This window comes from Vibrio sp. Vb339 (assembly GCF_902751245.1).
Classification (GTDB): Bacteria; Pseudomonadota; Gammaproteobacteria; order Enterobacterales; family Vibrionaceae; genus Vibrio; species Vibrio coralliirubri.
In genome coordinates, this window is the sequence record NZ_CADDIS010000001.1 from 486,057 (window position 1) to 505,246 (window position 19,190).

General features: G+C 43.9%; 18 protein-coding genes. 12 read left to right on the plus strand and 6 right to left on the minus strand.

Annotated elements, in window-relative coordinates; all coding sequences use genetic code 11:
- Nucleotides 1–92 precede the first annotated feature (92 nt).
- The gene (locus HRQ85_RS02205; RefSeq protein WP_172378552.1) at nucleotides 93–1,340 is read left to right on the plus strand and encodes an anaerobic sulfatase maturase; all 1,248 of its coding nucleotides are present in this window, start codon (nucleotides 93–95) and stop codon (nucleotides 1,338–1,340) included.
- 119 nt (nucleotides 1,341–1,459) lie between these two features.
- Here HRQ85_RS02205 and HRQ85_RS02210 read toward each other — a convergent pair whose 3' ends face one another.
- Complete coding sequence (locus HRQ85_RS02210; protein ID WP_172378553.1) at nucleotides 1,460–2,050, minus strand: TetR/AcrR family transcriptional regulator; 591 nt, start codon at nucleotides 2,048–2,050, stop codon at nucleotides 1,460–1,462.
- 318 nt (nucleotides 2,051–2,368) lie between these two features.
- On the opposite strand from HRQ85_RS02210, the gene HRQ85_RS02215 reads away from it, so the two are divergent.
- The 9 genes from HRQ85_RS02215 to HRQ85_RS02255 all read left to right on the plus strand — a co-directional run bounded on the left by HRQ85_RS02215 (nucleotide 2,369) and on the right by HRQ85_RS02255 (nucleotide 9,787).
- On the plus strand, nucleotides 2,369–3,025 hold the full coding sequence (locus HRQ85_RS02215) for a Qnr family pentapeptide repeat protein (protein WP_172378554.1): 657 nt from the start codon (nucleotides 2,369–2,371) through the stop codon (nucleotides 3,023–3,025).
- A 119-nt stretch (nucleotides 3,026–3,144) separates the two neighbouring features.
- Nucleotides 3,145–3,576 (plus strand): GNAT family N-acetyltransferase, encoded by a 432-nt coding sequence (locus HRQ85_RS02220; protein ID WP_172378555.1) that lies wholly within the window; start codon nucleotides 3,145–3,147, stop codon nucleotides 3,574–3,576.
- A 539-nt stretch (nucleotides 3,577–4,115) separates the two neighbouring features.
- The gene (locus HRQ85_RS02225; RefSeq protein WP_017065190.1) at nucleotides 4,116–4,559 is read left to right on the plus strand and encodes a PTS sugar transporter subunit IIA; all 444 of its coding nucleotides are present in this window, start codon (nucleotides 4,116–4,118) and stop codon (nucleotides 4,557–4,559) included.
- A 29-nt stretch (nucleotides 4,560–4,588) separates the two neighbouring features.
- A complete protein-coding gene (locus HRQ85_RS02230) occupies nucleotides 4,589–5,995 on the plus strand; it encodes a PTS mannitol transporter subunit IICB (protein ID WP_029235764.1) in 1,407 nt (468 codons plus the stop codon).
- Nucleotides 5,996–6,043: 48 nt separating this feature from the next.
- Nucleotides 6,044–7,315, plus strand: coding sequence for a zinc-binding dehydrogenase (locus tag HRQ85_RS02235; protein WP_172378556.1), 1,272 nt, complete (start codon nucleotides 6,044–6,046; stop codon nucleotides 7,313–7,315).
- Nucleotides 7,316–7,367: 52 nt separating this feature from the next.
- Nucleotides 7,368–7,886 (plus strand): MltR family transcriptional regulator, encoded by a 519-nt coding sequence (locus HRQ85_RS02240; RefSeq protein WP_050632691.1) that lies wholly within the window; start codon nucleotides 7,368–7,370, stop codon nucleotides 7,884–7,886.
- Between the two features lie 10 nt (nucleotides 7,887–7,896).
- Nucleotides 7,897–8,631: a nucleoside/nucleotide kinase family protein gene (locus tag HRQ85_RS02245; RefSeq protein ID WP_050632692.1), complete on the plus strand. Its 735-nt coding sequence runs from the start codon at nucleotides 7,897–7,899 to the stop codon at nucleotides 8,629–8,631.
- Nucleotides 8,632–8,646: 15 nt separating this feature from the next.
- Nucleotides 8,647–9,393, plus strand: coding sequence for a phosphatase (locus HRQ85_RS02250; RefSeq protein WP_172378557.1), 747 nt, complete (start codon nucleotides 8,647–8,649; stop codon nucleotides 9,391–9,393).
- 133 nt (nucleotides 9,394–9,526) lie between these two features.
- Nucleotides 9,527–9,787 carry a DUF5062 family protein gene (locus HRQ85_RS02255; RefSeq protein ID WP_017061084.1) on the plus strand — a complete coding sequence of 87 codons (261 nt, stop codon included), beginning with the start codon at nucleotides 9,527–9,529 and terminating at the stop codon, nucleotides 9,785–9,787.
- 204 nt (nucleotides 9,788–9,991) lie between these two features.
- Here the strand turns inward: HRQ85_RS02255 and melB are convergent, their stop codons facing one another.
- Nucleotides 9,992–11,419, minus strand: coding sequence for a melibiose:sodium transporter MelB (gene melB, locus HRQ85_RS02260; protein ID WP_172378558.1), 1,428 nt, complete (start codon nucleotides 11,417–11,419; stop codon nucleotides 9,992–9,994).
- Between the two features lie 70 nt (nucleotides 11,420–11,489).
- Entirely contained in the window at nucleotides 11,490–12,842 is a 1,353-nt protein-coding gene (locus HRQ85_RS02265) for an alpha-glucosidase/alpha-galactosidase (protein ID WP_172378559.1), read from the minus strand.
- 327 nt (nucleotides 12,843–13,169) lie between these two features.
- On the opposite strand from HRQ85_RS02265, the gene melR reads away from it, so the two are divergent.
- Complete coding sequence (melR, locus tag HRQ85_RS02270; RefSeq protein ID WP_172378560.1) at nucleotides 13,170–14,174, plus strand: transcriptional regulator MelR; 1,005 nt, start codon at nucleotides 13,170–13,172, stop codon at nucleotides 14,172–14,174.
- Between the two features lie 99 nt (nucleotides 14,175–14,273).
- Here melR and HRQ85_RS02275 read toward each other — a convergent pair whose 3' ends face one another.
- The 3 genes from HRQ85_RS02275 to HRQ85_RS02285 form a co-directional block, all read right to left on the minus strand.
- A complete protein-coding gene (locus HRQ85_RS02275) occupies nucleotides 14,274–14,903 on the minus strand; it encodes a bifunctional 4-hydroxy-2-oxoglutarate aldolase/2-dehydro-3-deoxy-phosphogluconate aldolase (protein ID WP_172378561.1) in 630 nt (209 codons plus the stop codon).
- Nucleotides 14,904–14,918: 15 nt separating this feature from the next.
- Nucleotides 14,919–15,887 (minus strand): sugar kinase, encoded by a 969-nt coding sequence (locus HRQ85_RS02280; RefSeq protein WP_172378562.1) that lies wholly within the window; start codon nucleotides 15,885–15,887, stop codon nucleotides 14,919–14,921.
- Between the two features lie 113 nt (nucleotides 15,888–16,000).
- A complete protein-coding gene (locus HRQ85_RS02285) occupies nucleotides 16,001–17,434 on the minus strand; it encodes a PTS transporter subunit EIIC (RefSeq protein WP_017065207.1) in 1,434 nt (477 codons plus the stop codon).
- 260 nt (nucleotides 17,435–17,694) lie between these two features.
- Here HRQ85_RS02285 and HRQ85_RS02290 point away from each other — a divergent pair, with 260 nt between their 5' ends.
- Nucleotides 17,695–18,894 carry an enolase C-terminal domain-like protein gene (locus tag HRQ85_RS02290; RefSeq protein WP_004732372.1) on the plus strand — a complete coding sequence of 400 codons (1,200 nt, stop codon included), beginning with the start codon at nucleotides 17,695–17,697 and terminating at the stop codon, nucleotides 18,892–18,894.
- Nucleotides 18,895–19,190 lie beyond the last annotated feature (296 nt).

The window sequence follows — 19,190 nt, forward strand, 5'->3', positions numbered from 1 at the left end:
TGCCATCGAGCTTGGTTGGCCGATGAACACCGTGTAAAGGAATTACGAATTGTTTTAGCTAATACAATAACTTTTACATCGAGGCACTCTTCATGACGACACTATCGCTATCAAATTTGAGTTCAATTCCGCAGTTCAATGGTAAAGCACACAGCAAGCTTCAAGCGCTAGCAAAACCGATTGGGGCGGTGTGTAATATCAGTTGCACCTACTGTTATTACCTAGAAAAACAACAGCTGCTTGAATACCCAAAAGGCTCTCAATATACGATGGATGAAGTCCTGTTAGAGCGTTATATCAAACAGTACATAGAGGGGCAGAACACGCCTGAAATCATTTTTTCTTGGCATGGTGGAGAGCCTACCTTATTGGGGATTGAGTACTTTCAAAAGGTTGTCGAGCTGCAAAAAAAATATTGTCCTAGTTACAGCAAGATCAGCAATGACCTTCAAACCAATGGCACGTTATTGAATGATGCGTGGTGCGAGTTCTTCAAGAACAATGACTTTATCATCGGCGTGAGTATTGATGGACCAGAGCACCTACATAATCACTACCGAACTAACCGTGCAGGCAAAGGCACTTTTTCTCAAACAATGTGTGGCATTCGCTACTTGAAACAACATAACGTCGAGTTCGCGACTCTAAGCTGCGTGAATGATGTGACAGGTAAGTATCCATTAGAGGTCTATCGCTTTCTACGCGATGAAGTGGGTTCGAAGCAATTGCAGTTTATTCCTGTCGTCGATAAGCGCGAAGCTCACACCAACAATAAATGGTTGAGCAACCAACAAGCGATCATTCCCGTATCAGGCGAGGTTGAACCGTGGAGTGTCGATTCTGTGCAATGGGGACAATTCCTCACTACCGTTTTTGATGAGTGGTTCGAACACGATTTTGGTCGAGTGTTAGTGCCGTACTTTGAAAATTTTGTCGGTGTATGGATGGGCAGAGAAAGCACCATGTGCACGCTGAGTGAGATCTGCGGCAAAGGGTTAGCAGTTGAGCCCAATGGCGATGTGTACTCATGTGACCATTATGTATTTCCTGAATTTCAGTTAGGTAATATTCAGGAACAAGCACTTTCAACTTTAGCCTTTTCGCCAAAGCAGCAGCGTTTTGGGTTCGCCAAACAAAAGTCTCTGCCGAAACAATGCCAAGCCTGTGAGTTTAAATTTGCATGTCATGGCGAATGTCCCAAAAACCGTATCATCACAAGCCGAGATGGTGAGGCGGGGTTAAATTATCTCTGTGAAGGTTGGCTGCGCTTTTTCAAGCATATCGACCCGGTTATTAAGGGCTTACTCAAAGCCAATAATATTGCGTCTCGTCTGGGGTAATGGAGTAGGCGTGAATGGATTCAATCAAGATTTAAGTTAGATAGAAGGCTCGCTAAATTGTGCGAGCCTTTTGGTATTTGGTATTTGGTATTTGGTATTTGGTATTTGGTAACGGGTACCTAGTCAGCTGATTCTTGTACTGGGCTCATGGCAAGAATGGTTTCATCCATGGCATTGTTTAGAATCGAACGGTTGCGCTGCATTGCGGCCATGAGCGTTGAGCCAAGCCATAAACCATAAAGCGTTCGAGATAGCGATTCTGGCTCTGCGATAGTGAAATCACCGGCCTCATTGCCTTCTTCAAACAGTTTCGCCATACGCAGGATGATCTTTTCCGCGCCTTCTGCCATGGTCGATTGCAACGGGTTTTCAGATCCAGCTACTTCTCCCGCCAGTTTTACGACAAGACATTGGATATTGAAGTCTTCAGTCAGTTTCGACGCACACCAAAACTCGAAATAGGCCTTAACGCGATCACGACGAGAAAGTGACTCATCACTTAAAAAGTCATCCAGCTTAGCGAGATGCTCATCAAAGTAGTTAGTAAGAAGGATCTCGCCAAAGTGCTCTTTGGATTTAAAGTAGTGGTAAAAAGAACCCTTCGTGCCTTCCGCTTGGTTGATGATTTTCATCAGGCCAACACCAGCAAACCCGTGTTCATTAATAAGGCTAAACCCTGCATCGAGCATAGCTTGTCGCATGTCTTTCATTGTTCTTACTCTTTATGCTGAGAATGAGGAATAGTGTAACCAGCAACATACCAACCGTCCAGTCTAGTGCGTTAGGACGTTGTCAATAATTGGCTCGAACGGTCAAATTGGCTTTTCTCTATGCCCCCTTCTAAGCGACAAAACTTTTTTCAAGATAAGCGCATGCTATAAAACGAAAATAACAACCTTAAAGAGCTTGTTTGGTGCCTTAAAATAGCCAAATTGGAGCGTTTTAAGTTGCTGTTTTTGTTGGTTTTTAATTTAGTGTTTTCTTGAGATCGCAATGATAGTCTTAGCGTAATTTCTTTAGGGGGCTAAATGGACACCAATAACAGCACTTATCATCACCACAGTTTTGCTCAACAAGATTTATCAGAGCTAACATTTACAGCCTGTACGTTTATCCGTTGTGATTTCAGACGTTCGAACTTACGTGACGCAACGTTTATTAACTGTAAGTTTATTGAACAAGGCGATATTGAGGGATGCCACTTTGATGTTGCCGACTTACGAGATGCAAGCTTCCAGAATTGTCAGTTGGCAATGGCGAATTTTAGTAACGCGAATTGTTATGGTATTGAGCTACGTGAATGCGACCTGAAAGGGGCGAACTTTACTCGTGCTAACTTTGCCAATCAGGTAAGCAATAGAATGTATTTTTGCTCCGCGTATATTACGGGCTGTAACCTGTCATACGCCAATTTTGAACAAGCTTGTTTAGAGAAGTGCGAGCTGTTTGAGAACCGTTGGATAGGTACTTACCTTGGCGGCGCGTCACTGAAAGAGTCTGATCTCAGCCGAGGTGTGTTCTCGGAAGACGTATGGGGGCAATTCAGTATGCAAGGTGCTAATTTATGCCATGCTGAATTAGAAGGGTTGGACCCAAGAAAAGTCGATACTACAGGCGTTAAAATTGTTGCGTGGCAACAAGAGCAACTGCTTGAAAGTATGGGTATTGTTGTAATGCCTGATTAATAGAGGCAGTGAGGTAGAGTGAGTCGATAGTGAACGCTGTTGTTTTGTATTATTAATGTCTGTTACACTATAGCTTCGCGGCTGCACATGTTTATATTCAGTTTAATCTAGAGAAAATTATGACTATAGAAAATGTGCTTCCTGAAGATTATGCAGAAATGCTTAAGGTTTGGGAGAATTCGGTCCGAGCAACTCATGACTTTATTACAGAAGAAGATATTGAGTTTTTTAAACCTATTATCATGGAACATGCGTTCCCTGCGGTTTCTTTGAAATGCGTTAAAAATGAAAGTAGTTCGATTGTTGGCTTCGTGGGTGTCCATGATGCAAAAGTTGAGATGCTTTTCGTTTTAAATGAAGTTCGAGGGCAAGGCGTAGGTACGGTGTTGTTGCAACATGCGATTGAGCAGTTAGCAGCCACCAAAGTTGACGTTAATGAGCAAAACCCACAAGCGGTAGGTTTCTATCAGCACATGGGGTTCAAAATTGAATCACGCTCTCCACTTGATGACATGGGAAAACCATTTCCAATTCTGCATATGACGCTGTAAGCCTCGGTTGTCGTATCACTCGGTTGTAATCAACCACAGTCGCTAGAAGAAAAGCCCAAAGCTAATAACTTTGGGCTTTTCCGTATCTGAACCAATGATAACCAAATTATCCAATATGAGGCAGATCTGAATAGGTGCGTGAACGAGGTGTTACTCACTTACAAAGCGGTGGTGTTTGTATTTCATACGGGATCTTGGTCACTGATCTTAGCGCTTAACATTACCCAAACGCCCAAATTAAATGTAACCATCATCACAATTAACACTTGGTCAATACGTATAAATAGATCTTTATCACGCTTGTGTAATCTTATTTAAATCCTATAACTGGGCTTGCTATCAAATTTAAACTATTGACTTGTTGTTAATAATAAAATTGTAATTAAATTTCATGACAAATATGAGAGGTAGAGAATAACTAATCGTTTGACTCTGATATTTAAGTGATCTGGATCTTACTTTATTGCCATTTCTCTATTCTTCTACTTCCATTGATAATAATCCCAACAACAACGAACAAAGAATAACTGGGATATATTATGCTTTATGACCTTATTGACCACGACCTAATTGATGTTATTAACCACTCTGAATACAAGTGGGAAGATGCAGTTAAGGAAACGACTCGTTACCTACAAGATAAGGGCTACGTTACCGATAACTACGCAGACGCGATCATTCAGTCAACGCATGATAATGGACCTTATTACGTTCTTTGTCCAGGTATTGCTATGCCTCATGCACGCCCAGAAGCAGGTGTACTAAAGACTGGACTTGGTATTCATGTCTTTTCTAACCCGGTGGATTTTGGGTCTGATATGGGGCCTGCCAATGTCTTATTAACATTAGCTGCAAAGGATTCAGATACACACATTGAGGTTATTCAAGCGCTTAGCGAAATGCTGGTTGATGAAGAAAACATTGCCAAACTGGCTGCTTCTTCTTCAAAAGCAGAAGTGCTTGAAATTATTAAAAGTTACTAATAATAACCTTTGAAAATAAGGAATTTAACGTGTCTACAAATATAAGAGCCAAAGTGCAAGCTTTTGGTGGTCATCTGACTGCCATGGTATTGCCAAATATCGGAGCCTTCATTGCTTGGGGCTTCATTACCGCATTATTTATCCCAACAGGTTGGATGCCGAATGAGTATTTCGGTGAGCTTGTTGGTCCGATGATTACCTATTTATTACCGTTACTTATTGGTTATACCGGTGGTCAGATTGTTGGTGACAAGCGTGGTGCTGTAGCTGGTGCTATCGGTACTATGGGTGTTATTGCCGGCGCCGAGATTCCAATGTTTGTTGGTGCAATGATCATGGGTCCACTCAGTGGCTGGGTGATTGTTCAAATCGATAAACGCCTACAAGACAAGATCCCTTCTGGTTTCGAGATGGTGGTAAACAACTTCTCGCTAGGTATCTTCGGCATGTTGATGTGTCTATTTGCTTACGCGATTGTTGGTCCTGCTGTAACTGCAGCGAACCTATTCGTTAAATCGGGCATCGAAGCGCTTGTAGCGACTGGCTTCCTACCGTTACTTGCAATTATTAACGAGCCAGCAAAAGTCTTGTTCCTTAACAATGCTATCGACCAAGGTATTTACTACCCACTAGGTCTACAAGCGGCGGCGGAAACGGGCAAATCTATCTTCTTTATGGTGGCGTCTAACCCTGGCCCTGGTTTAGGTATGCTTCTGGCTTACGCTAAGTTTGGTCAAGGTCTAAGTAAGAAATCAGCACCAAGTGCAATCATCATCCACTTCTTCGGTGGTATTCATGAGCTGTACTTCCCATACGTGCTAATGAAGCCAATCATGATTTTAGCGATGATTGCAGGTGCAGCAACAGGCATCGCAACGTTCAATCTACTTGATGGTGGTCTGGTGGCTGGTCCAAGCCCTGGCTCAATCTTCTCTTACTTAGCTCTAACACCAAAAGGCAGCTTCTTCGCGACCATCGCCGGTGTAACAACAGCAACGATTGTTTCTTTCTTAGTCGCAAGCGCAATCCTCAAAGTAAGCAAGAAAGAAGAGTCTGAAGAAGAGTTTGAGCAATCAATCACAGACATGAAAGATATGAAAGCTGAAGGTGCAGCAGCAAAAGCGCCAGCACAAGCAGCGGTAAAAGCAGAAGCGAAAGACATTAAATTTGTCGCCTTTGCATGTGATGCAGGGATGGGCTCAAGCGCAATGGGGGCATCAACCTTTAAGCGCAAACTCGAAAAAGCCGGCTTTAACGTTGAAGTGAAGAACTTCGCAATCGAAAAAGTGCCGAGTAACGCGGACGTGGTGGTGACCCACGAGAGTCTAGAGAGTCGAGCAATCAAAGCAACAGGCCTGCCAGTGGTGACTATCAAGAACTTCCTACATGACCCAGCATTAGACAACCTAATGGACACCATCGGTCAGCAAGCTTAATTAATATTCTGGGGTCAGGTATTGGCCCCACTTTTCGGAGATAAAATCATGGTTCAAACAACTGCAGCGGTAATTTGTGGTGAGAAAGACGTTCAACTAAGAACCTTCGATCTACCAAAGATTTCAGATGATGAACTGCTGGTTAAAAACGTTTCAAACAGCATCTGTCTATCGACTTACAAAGCAGCGCTCCTCGGCAGTAACCACAAACGTGTGCCTGAAAATATTGCTGACGTACCTGTAATGACAGGCCATGAATACGCAGGTGTGATTGTAGAAGTAGGTGCTAACTTACAAGACCGTTTTAAGCCGGGCGAACCATTTGTACTGCAGCCAGCAATGGGCTTGCCAACAGGCTACTCAGCAGGCTACAGCTACGAGACATTTGGTGGTAACGCGACGTACTCAATCATCCCTAAAGTAGCGATTGATTTAGACTGTGTGCTGCCATACAAGAGTTCTTACTATGCAAACGCATCGCTTGCAGAGCCAATGTCTTGCATCATCGGTGCGTTCCACGCTAGCTACCACACAACCCCATACGTGTATGAACATCAAATGGGCATCAAAGAGGGCGGAGCGTTAGCGCTACTTGCATGTGCTGGCCCTATGGGTATTGGCGCGATTGATTACGCGATTAACGGCCCTGTGAAGCCAAGCCGTATTGTGGTGACTGATATCGATGAAGCTCGTCTCGCGCGCGCAGAAAGCCTTATCCCGGTATCAAAAGCGACCGAGAATGGTATTGAACTCCATTACGTGAACACAGCGAAAATTGATGACCCTGTTACGTACTTAAAAGAACTCAATGACGGTAATGGCTATGACGATGTCATGGTGTACGCAGCGGTTGCACAGGTGCTTGAGCAAGCTGATGAGCTATTAGGTAACGATGGCTGCCTGAACTTCTTTGCTGGCCCAACAGATAAGCAATTCAAAGTACCGTTCAACTTTTACAATGTGCATTATGAATCTACGCATATTGTAGGAACCTCTGGCGGTTCAACAGGGGATATGGTTGAATCCATTGAACTTTCGGAAGCGGGTAAGATCAACCCATCATTTATGCTAACTCACGTTGGTGGCTTAGAAGCGGCACCTCACACTATCCTAAATCAACTGGATATTCCGGGTGGTAAAAAGCTAATCTACCCGCATATTGACCTGCCGCTGACGGCAATTGATGAGTTCGATAAGCTAGCAGAACAAGACCCGTTCTTCGGCGAACTAGACCGAATATTGAAAGACAACAACTACGTTTGGAACGAACTGGCAGAGAAAGCACTGCTTGAGTTCTACGGCGTTAGCCTAACGGCGTAATCGATGATTTCGTGGCAGCTACACTGCTGCCACGACCAATAAGGAACATGTTATTACGGTGCAAGACGAATTATTAGATGCCTTAGAAGAGTGCGAAACCGCCACTTGTTTTATCCAAGCATCTCATAAGCTGATTAGCGTTAAGTTAAAGCATTTGTTACCAAGGGTATTTGTTCAAGATCCTTTGGTGATTGAGTATGCCGTGACCCCTCTACTCAAAGAGGATGGTCCTTTGGTCGAGATTGATGTGGTATCAAAGCTGATGTTTGCGATGGGTAAGATCTCACTGGAGAGCTATGCTGACATTAACTTGTTTGACCAAATGCACGGTTTTGTCGCTCAGCAACAAGAGCCGATTTCGTTTAGTGATGATGTCATTTACGACTTCATCACTAATCAAGCGACGCTCTCAAAGAGCGACGGTAGCATCTATCTTGATTCGATTAACCAATTAAAATTTTCATCATTCGACTCCTTTTCTCAAGCTCGTTATGAATCACTGGTCAAAACCGTGTTGAAACTCGCTTGCGAGGGTTTGCTAGAAACCGTGGAGAACGAAATTTTAAATTAAGGCTTTTCACATGAAAGTTTCCCTAAATGTCAGTGGCTTTGAGACTGAAGCTGTATTCCCAGATAACAATATCGAACAAATTCATAAGCCATTGGTTGAAAAGTTTTCTCGCCTTTACCAAGAAAAGAACGAACGAACGGTTATATTCTTAGCTGCGCCTCCTGGCAGTGGAAAATCAACCCTAGCGGCATTCTGGGAGTACCTATCTCACACAATCCCAAATGTTGAGCCATTGCAGGTGTTGCCTTTTGATGGCTTTCACTATCCGAACGAGATCCTCGATTCGAATTACACCATGCGCGGTGAAGAGAAGATAAAGCTGCGTAGTATTAAAGGCGCACACGAAACCTTTAACCTCACATCTCTTATCGACAAACTCAAGAAGCTAAAAGTTCAAGACCCAAAGTGGCCTTACTATGATCGTAACCTGCATGATCCAGTTGATGATGCGATCACTGTTGAAAAAGAGATTGTGGTGATTGAGGGAAATTGGCTTCTGCTCGATGAACCAGTATGGAGTGGGTTGAATGAGCTTGCTGACTTCACCATCTTCATAGATACCGACGCTAAGTTCCTCGAAGAGCGGTTAGTAAACCGCAAGGTGCGAGGAGGTACCACCTTAGAAGAGGCTCTCGCTTTTTATAAAAGTTCAGATTCAAAGAATGTAGACATGGTTTTAAATCATTCTGTAAAAGCGGACCTAACTCTATATATGAACCAAGATGGTTCTTTTGATATCAATTAATTCTAGGAGGTCGCTATGAAGATCGTCGTCGACAGCCACACTCATACTCTTGCCAGCGGCCATGCTTACAGCACTATTATTGAGAACGCTAAAGCAGCACAGCATAAGGGGCTGAAACTTCTTTGTACAACGGATCATGCTCCTGAAATGCCGGGTGCCCCCCACTACTGGTTTTTCAACAATCAAAGAATTTTGCCCCGCTTTCTTCACGATGTTGGAATCCTGCGTGGAGTGGAAGCGAATACTCTTAATGTTGAAGGTGATTTAGACCTAGCTCCTTCAACCTATCAGCACCTTGACTGGACTATTGCCAGCTTCCACGAACCTGTGTTTCCTCCATCCACTGAAGAGATACATACCCAAGCCCTCATTAATATAATTGAGGGGGGAAAGGTTGATGTGCTTGGGCACCTTGGTAACCCAAATTACCCATTTGATATTCGAGCCGTGCTTGAGTGTGCTAAACAGCACAATGTGGCGATTGAGGTGAACAATACCTCTTTGACGGGAAAAAGCCGCAAGGGGAGTGATGTACGCTGTTCTAAGATTGTGGAGATTGGAAAGCAAGTCGGGGTTTATTTCTCGACAGGTTCTGATGCGCATTTCTGTGAAGAGATTGCTCATCTGAGTCTTGTAAAAGCATTACTTGAAAAGCACGATGTGGAAGAAGACAAAATAATCACTACCTCAACATCCCGCTTTTTGAACTTTTTATTATTGCGCGGTAAGAGTCTAATCGAAGAATTTGTACACTTATATTAAGTGCGTTGCTAGTTTTTGATATTTGGAGTTTGTTATTTATCAAAGCGACGCCTCAAATTGAGAGCGAAGTAATCTTGTGAGTTTTTCGGTTTGATATACTCAGTATTCATTCGATAAAGATGATGGAGATGATATGTCGAAAACCGCGAAGATCATTAATGAAGATAAGCTGGTAAAAAAAGCAGTTGAAGTCGGTTTTAAGATGGCAAAGCTACAAGGTTTTGATTTGCCAAATTCATCCCAACCGATAAAGGTTAAAGCGGTGTACTTGTTCCTTGTTGAAGTCAATCAGATCACACCGTTACCGGACGACAAGCTTGATGGCGCGAACATTAAGAAGCGTTTAGCACTCTGGCTTCATAAGGCACTGCCGGACAATGACCCGCTAAAATAGAGAAGTTCTGAATACTGGTGCAGCTCGCCTGATTAGAACTGATGATTAGCAACCTTTCCCCTAATCTAACTTATTGTTTTAATGTACGAAAGCCTAGCGATGACTCGCTAGGCTTTTTAGTTTCCGGTTTTTTTGCATCGATGATGTGCTGATTGTTTTGATTTTAGTTTTCTGTTCCCAGTTTCTTTGACTTATTACTTGGATCTAAATTGCTTGTACTGGTTTGGTTGGCTTCGAAGCTTCTCCTATGTTTGAGCCATCATTTGTAATGTGGTCGTATTTCTCTGTTAAGTGATCTTGAATCTTTTGGTGGTATGCGCCGTTCAGTTTGTAGAAGCGGAAGTAGATGATTAACGCAATGGCAAAGAAGAAAGCAGGTAGGCCGACCATGATGCATTGCATGCCGAATACGGTCTCAGGGCTTTGCGTTACGTTGGGCACATAATCAACAGCGGTGAGTGCGATACCGATAAAGAAAGCGGCAAATGCTGAGCCTGCTTTTACAACCAGAGTTTGAACCGAGTAAGCGATACTTTCACAACGAGAACCCAGTTTAAACTCACCATAATCGACCGTGTCTGCCACCATAATCACGTTCAGTACCCAGAACAGAGCGGTACCGATTTGTAGGAAGATGCCTGCCGTTGATATCAGCAGAATGCTTTGTTTGTCATACATGCCGACGTAGATGAGTACCGCGCTGCCTAAGATAGGGAAAGTGGAGGCACAGGCCCATAAAACTCGGCGTGAGAACATTTTCGCAAGTTTAGGGAACAACACTAGAGTGATAAGGTTTGCGATACCTGCATACGCCATGTAGTACGGGAACAGTTCTTCATTGCCGACCACATAAGTGAAGTAGTAAACCGCGAAGGCGGTAATGATGTTGGTCGCAAGGTTGTAAGACAACGCCATACACAGAACACTGGTCAGTTGGTCGTTTTTGTAGATAAGTGACAGTAGCTTTTTCAGTGAAACCTTTTCTTCAGGTTGAGTTGTGTCTAGGTTGGCGGTTGAATAACGTTCTTTCACATTACGCAATGTAATGAAAGTTGATACCAAGAAACAAGCGATCAACAAGAGTGTAAAAATCTGGAAGCCGAACCCTTTGTCGTCACCACCTACGTAATTCACGAAAGGCATCGCGATAGCCGCAGTGACAATCCAAGCTAGGCTAGCAAAGAAGCGAGGGTATGGGACGAGCTCTTCACGTTCACGCTTATCCAAGGTGAGTGTTGGAACCAATGACCAAAAAGGAATATCCATTAATGTGTAGGTCATGCCCCAAAGAATATAGGTGACAGCAGCGTAAGCGATTAGCCAAGGGCCTTCGATATAATGAGCACTAAACACCATCAATAGAACGACTGAATTGGCGAGTGTGCCGATTAAAATCCAAGGCTTGAATTTACCCCAACGAGTGCGGGTGTTATTGACCAGCCATCCCATAATTGGGTCATTGACCGCATCCCAGATACGCGCGACGAGGAAAATAGTGCCGACTGCAGCGGCAGAAATACCGACCACATCCGTGTAGTAAAACATTAGGTACATATAGACGATGGTGATTGCGAAGTCTTTACCAAATGCGCCAAAGCCATAACTGAGCTTGGTATTCATTGAGATACTCATTGCCACTCCTTACGCCTCCTCACAGAGAAGGCGTTAATATTCACGTTATTGTATTTTTATTAGTATGAAATTACTTGTTAACCCACTCTGGCAACCAACCTTCATGAGCCTCAATTAAGTCATCAACCAGCGCGTATATCTCTTCTATTCCCAGTACTGCGGCGGTATGAGGATCAAGCATCGCAGCATGATAAATACGGTCGCGGTTTTCAGTGAGAATGGCTTCGGTTAATAGAGTTTGAACGTTGATGTTGGTTTGCATCAATGCCGCTAAGTGATTTGGTAGGTGACCAACTTTGATCGGTTGCACACCATTTGCATCAACTAAACAAGCGACCTCAACACAGCAACCTTGCGGTAAGTTATCGATTAAGGCTTCGTTTTTAACGTTGCCATAGATGACGCTCGGTATACCTGTCCAGATGGAGTTCATGATGGTGCTAGCGTACTCATGAGATTCTTCAACGGTGATCTTATCGGCCGTTTTGAACTCTTGAAGATCCTTTTTCCAATCGGCAATCTGTTCGACACAACGCTTAGGGTATTCATCCAGTGGCACTTTATAACGTTCGATTAAATCTGGACGATTTGGCTTGATAAAGTAGGGGGTGTATTCAGAAAAATGTTCAGAAGACTCTGTCACAAAGTAGCCAAGCTTTTTAAACATCTCATAGCGAACTAAGTTTGTGCAGCGACCATTGTGATAAATACCCGGCTTAGGTGCTTGGCCATTCTCGAAAGCTTCAAGTAGGTCTGGATAAATGTCGACGTACTCGCCACTTGCTGTTTTCTTCTCGAGGGTAAGGTAGTAAGCCATGTGGTTGATGCCCGCGCAGGTGTAGCGAAGGTCTGCGTAATCTAAGTCTAGGTCTCGTGCTAGCTCTTCAGCAGTACCTTGTACTGAGTGACACAAACCGACTTGTTTAATGTGCGGATACTTCTCGTACATTGCCCATGTGTTCATTGCCATTGGGTTGACGTAGTTGAGCATGGTCGCGTTCGGGCAAACCTCCGTCATATCTTCACAGACACTCCAAAGATGCGGGACTGTGCGCAGTGAACGCATTATGCCGCCTGGGCCGAGTGTGTCTGCGATTGTTTGTTCCAGACCATGGCGCTTACACACGTCGAAATCTGTGACGGTACAAGGTTCGTAACCGCCGATTTGGAAAGCAATGACGACAAAATCTGCGTCTTGTAGCGCTTCTTTCTGATTTAAGTGACATGAAATAGAGCCAGTAGCGCCTGATGATTCCATCAACTTACTGACGACAAGGTGAGACTCTTCTAAACGGGTCTCATCAATATCCATCAAGGCGACATGAGCGTTTTGTAATGCCGAACGGTGGAAAACGTCACCAAGAATGTTCTTAACAAAAATGGTTGAGCCGGCACCGATGAATGTGATCTTAGGGCTTTGCATAGTGGAATCCTTTATCTCTCTGAGTTCTTTGTTGATGCAGATAAATTACACCTAGAACCCATGTTGATTCGTCTCAGATAATCTAATAGCTCTCCCGTTTTCTAATATTTTTAAATCACTAAATAGAAATCTTAGGAAATGGGACAACTTGCTGGCTTTTAAGGAGAGAGCTTATGCAATGAAGCGAGTTTTGCACTTAAGATACTGACACTAATCACATCGTGATGATCTTATGAATTGGGGTACTACGGCTCTATGATCGCCTTCAGAGTTTTATTATCGAGGAACTGCTAAAACTCAGCTATACGATTTCCTAAGGAGCGAGATATGCTGAAGTCAGCCCCAGATACGGTGAGAATTATCACTTTAGATAAGTACTCATCCGAGACCGTGTCGGTAAGTCCGCTTTCTCTCTATTCTTCCTATGAGAAAATCGATATCGAACTCAGAGCGCCTCACTCCATGCCGGGATATCACTGGCATGGTCAAGTTGAGGTGAATATTCCCTTTGGGGATGATGTGGAGTACATCATTAACGGCAGCCCGGTTGTGGTTAAAAGCGGATCGATTGGCTTGTTTTGGGCATCGGTACCGCATCGACTTACGAATCCAGGTCAATGCCATAATATGGGGATCATTAACATACCGATTCACCATTTTATGTCGTGGGCTCTCAGTCGGGATTTTATCAATCAGATAACTCACGGTAGTGTATTGCAATCGAATTCCTGTGCGTTGATCAGTGAGTTTGAAATCTCCCGTTGGGCACAAGAGATAAAACATTCGTCCGAAAGTCGTCAACAGTTGGCTATGGATGAAATTGGCTTAATGCTTAAACGAATCTGCCTTGATGGTTGGCAACAACTACTGGTAAATCGACAGGATAAGTCGACCAAAAAAGGGGTATCGAAACACTCCCAATTCTATGTCAGTCAGATGTTGGAATACATTGCGACTCACCATAATCAGCCATTAACCGTTAAAGGTATCGCTGAACATATCGGGTTACACAGCAACTACGCGATGAACGTATTCCAGCGAACGATGCAGATGACCATTAAGCAGTATATTACTGCGATGCGTATCAACCACGCTCGTGCTTTGCTGAGTGATACGGATAGAACCATTCTCGATATCTCACTCACGGTGGGCTTCAATTCGAGCAGCCGATTCTATGAAACCTTCCAAACGTACATTGGTGTCACGCCGACTCAATATAGAAAATTAGCTAGAGAAGATCACCGATGGAGCAGTCATGGGGCTAGTCCGCTATACGACCTTGAGAAAGGAGCGTGTGATGGGAAAAGGCCGTTAACGACGACGGACAGTTAGCGGTATTGATACAATCCGATAAAAGAAAAGCCACAGCGTTTTGCTGTGGCTTCGTTGCTATGGAATCAAGGGAGTTTGTCCTTTCTAGAACGTTATCGCTTAACGATTCACTTGCTCAACAATCTCGCGTGTTAGGCGTGCGATCTCGTCCCACTCCCCGTTTGTAACCAGCTTCTTGTCCACCATCCATGTACCACCGCAAGCTAATACTTGAGGCACTGCTAAGTAGTTATCGATGTTTGATGGCGTGATACCGCCAGTTGGCATCAGTCGAATATCGCCGTATGGGCCAACGAGCGATTTAACCATGCTGATCCCACCAGAGGCTTCGGCAGGGAAAAACTTGAGAGTCGTTAGTCCCATCTCTAATGCCGCTTCAACGGTGCTTGGATTATTCACACCTGGAATGATGTCGATGCCGATCTCTTGGCATGCTTTAACCGTGTTCGGGTTAAAGCCTGGTGATACCACAAACGTTGCGCCTGCTTCTTTCGCGGCCAGTGCTTGCTCACGGTTCAAGATGGTGCCTGCGCCGATCAGCATATCAGGCTGTGCTTGGCGAAGCAGTCGGATAGCTTCCACAGCGGCGTCTGAACGGAACGTAATCTCAGCCGCTGGAAGCCCATTTTCAGCCAATACTTTGCCTAGGGGGATAATATCTTTTGCGTTATCAATGGCGATAACAGGGATAACTTTAAGTGCTTTTAGCTGTTCGTTAATTGTAGGCATGTGTACTTCTTAATTTCAGTTTGAAAGAGTGTCGGTGATGGATTTTGGGATGATTGCGCCATGATGTTGAATCACCAATCTGGCTAATGCATTACCTTGGTGGCAGGCTTCTTCAATAGAACCTCCAGCGAGATAGCAAGATAAGAAACCGCCGTTAAAAGAGTCGCCAGCAGAGGTGCTATCCACCACAGTCTCGACAGGTGTCGTTGTGATTTTTACGGGCTCATTTGCGGGGTTTTCGCTGATCAAGCAGCCTTCAGAACCAAGCTTGACAACAACGGTTTTGACGCCGAGTGCATGCAGCCTTGTTATGGTGTCTTGTGGCGTTTGATCGCTCCACAACAGTTGTTCATCATCGAATGTGACTAGGGCTATATCGGTCGTTTTATAGCCCAATAGATAGCATTCTTTAGTTGCGGCCTCTGAGCACCACAACTTTGGTCGATAGTTACTATCAAAGGCGATGGTAACGCCACGTTCACGCAGGCCTTCGATGATAGTGAGCAACTTTAGCTGATCGCTGTGTGGCAGTATCGCGAGGGAAATGCCACTCAGAAACACCATATCAACATCACGAAGTTGGTTGGCTATCTTATCGAAATCGGGGTGCTGTACCATGTAGCGAGCCGCCGAATCGTTGCGCCAGTATAGGAAGGTGCGCTCACCAACATCGTCGAGTTGAATGAGATAGAGCCCGGGTGAACGCTGTTCATCAATAAGCACGAACTCGGTTGATAGTCCTTCATCTTGCCATCGGTTAAGCATCTCTTGGCTGATAGCGTCTGAGCCAAGCGCCGTGACATAGTTTGTTCGTATCGCTGGATTTTCAGTGTTATTGCAGCTCATGGGATTGCTAACAGCAGCGCTGCGGTTCAAGTAGATTGCCGCGTTTAATGTGTCTCCACCATAGCTTTGATACATGTCGCCAAATGGAGCCCCATTCAGTTCAATCATGCACTCACCGATGATTGCGATGTGGGTCATAATATAGCCTTAGAAAGGAAAGGTTGGGTTTGTTCGTATTGAAGAAAGCATGACCATAACGAGATATGGTCATGCTTTTTCGATTCTAATCTTACGGGAGTGAGACTAGCCGATTACTTGTTGTCTAGTTTTACGAACAACATCGTTAGGACGAAAGACAGTGCGAACACACCAACCACGCCCATTAGTGCTTGAATGAAGTTTTGCGTACCGCCTGCAAGGTAAGCCGGTAAGCTGAATACAGAAGAAAGAATGTAGCTTGTTAAGTGCGTATCGATTGTTACCGAGATTGCACCGAACACACCTGCAGCCAAACTCGCGGTCATCATCGCTTTGGTGTATTTAGTGAGGACACCAAATAGAGCCGGCTCCGTGATGCCTAAGATAGCGGTAACACTTGAGCCCATCGTAATTGAAGATTGCTCTTTAGATACCGTTTTACGTTGCTTGTGCCAGATAGCCATTGTCGCGCCAGCAATTGCCATGTTACCCAAACACATGATTGGCATAAGTAGATCCTTACCATACAGTGCAAAGTTGTTCAGGCTGATTGGCGTCATGCTGTGGTGGATACCAAATACGATGGTAATCGGGCGAGTTAGACCAAAAACAAAGCCTGTTAATGTCGGAGAGATTTCCAGTAGTGAACTCATTACCCAACCCGCGCCATTACTTAGCCAGATGCCTGCAGGGCCAACAAATGATAGCGTGATGGTTGAAGTTACCGTAAAGGCAAGCAGCGGTGTAAATACAGGCTTCGCAGAAGAAGGAACTAGACGGTCAACTAACGGAGTCACTTTAGACAATAACCAGATTGCTAGAATCGCAGGAACAATTGCGCCGCCGTAGTTGAGCAGCTCAATAGGAACCACGCCAAGAACGGTCAACTCCGGAGCTGCACCTGCATCTTTTAGCATTGTTGCTTTATCAACGAGCAGAGGCGCTAGCATTGCAGAAGATACAGCAAGTGCGATGTACTCGTTTACTTTGAATACCTTAGCGGCAGAGAAAGAAACCAGCATAGGTAAGAAGAAGAACACAGCAACAGAGATAGAACGGAAGAAGTAAACCGTGTCTGAGGTTTCAGAGATAACATTGGTTGCAATAAGGCCAGACAACAGGCCCATCAACATACCCGCGCCTGCGATTGCGGGTACAACCGGACCAAAGATGCCTGCGACAATGCGCATCACTCCTTGGAACAGCTTGCCTTTCTCTAGCTCATCAGCCGGAGTTGCGTCAGCTTGTTGAGTGTTTGATAGTGCGTTGAACCACTTCTCGACCTCAACACCGATGATGACTTGAGTTTGGCCTTGTTGAAGTACCACGCCTTTCACATCTGCGATCTGCTTGATCGCTTCTTCGTCTACCAGCGACTCGTCTGCTAATTTGAATCTCAGCCTTGTCATACAGTGCGTGATACTCACGATATTGTCTTCACCACCAAGTGCAGTGATTAATAACTGTATATTTTCTTTGAAATTTTTCTTCTTCGATGATGACTTCGAGTTATTAATAACGGCATCACTCTTTTCTACCATTTGCATACTACACCTGTTATTGGAATATATTTAACTCGAGCAATCATAACGACAACCAATTTAAATCCAACGGAGTAAAAAGAGATCTCAATCACACTTAAAATCCGAAAAATTATTTTTTCACCGTTTTTGGCCAATTGGTATGTTTTGTTTATCAAAAAAAATCACTTAACGTACCAATTATTTTTACGCAAAATTAGCGCTTGAAATGTGGTTTTTAAAGCGGTTAGATAATAGGAGTTGACTTAAGTTTAGGTTATTTAATTGTGAAAGAAACTATTATATCTGATATCCATTGTATTATTACTAAACCAGACAGACACAATCTCATTACCGTGGTAGTTGAAACGAATGAAGGCGTGACTGGGTTTGGTTGTGCGACATTCCAACAAAGACCGCTTGCTGTAAAAACAATGGTCGATGAATATTTAAAACCTATTCTTATTGGTAAAAACGCCAATAATATTGAAGACTTATGGCAAATGATGATGGTCAACGCTTATTGGCGAAATGGCCCTGTTATCAATAATGCAATTTCCGGTGTTGATATGGCACTGTGGGATATCAAAGCTAAATTGGCGGGCATGCCGTTACACCAATTATTTGGTGGTAAGTCTCGTGATGCTATTCCTGTATACACACACGCGACTAGCGACACGATGGAAGGCATTTATGAGCTGGTGGAATCTTTCCTAGACAAAGGCTACAAGCACATTCGTTGTCAGCTTGGTTTCTATGGCGGTGTTCCAACCGATTTGCATACCACTCAAAACCCGACTGAAGGTTCGTACTACGACCAAGATCAGTACATGGACAATACTCTAACGATGTTTAAGTCGTTGAGAGAGAAATATGGGAACCAATTCCATATTCTTCATGATGTTCATGAGCGCCTATTCCCGAATCAAGCAATACAATTTGCCAAAGAAGTCGAGCAATATAAGCCTTACTTCATTGAAGATATTCTGCCGCCAAATCAAACGGAATGGTTGGATAATATTCGTAGCCAAAGCTCAGTTTCATTAGGTTTAGGGGAGTTATTTAATAACCCTGAAGAGTGGAAATCATTGATTGCTAACCGTCGCATTGATTTCATTCGTTGCCATGTTTCACAGATTGGAGGCATTACCCCAGCTCTGAAACTAGGCCATCTATGTCAGAACTTCGGTGTTCGTATTGCATGGCATTGCCCGCCAGATATGACGCCAATTGGCGCAGCGGTAAACACGCATTTGAATGTGCATTTACACAATGCTGCCATTCAAGAACATGTCGAGTACAACGAGAACACACACAAGGTATTCCCGAACGCTGCAGAGCCAATTAATGGCTACTTATACGCTTCTGAAATAGCAGGTATTGGTGTTGAAATCGACCGAGAGGTTGCAGCTGAGTTCCCTGTTATGTATCGCCCCCACGAGTGGACTCAAAGTCGCCTTCCTGATGGCGCGATTCACACTCCATAATTCATTGAGTTAACCAAAATGGCCGCAGATAGCGGCCATTTTTTTGTCTGAAACTTACCGTTCGTTTTAGCTTCTTTGTCAGTCTTCGTTCTCAATTTGTTGCTGTTGCTTAACTAGCTAATCAATCAGCAAGTAATCAGAATTTTCATATCCAAACTATTAGTATTACCTCTCACATACCTTCAATTAACTGACTTTAAATAGTTCAGTAATAACAGGCTGACCTTAATGAAAAATGTTCCACTATAATTTCGAAAATTAATTTACCCACTTTCAAAGTTTATCTTTTGGATATG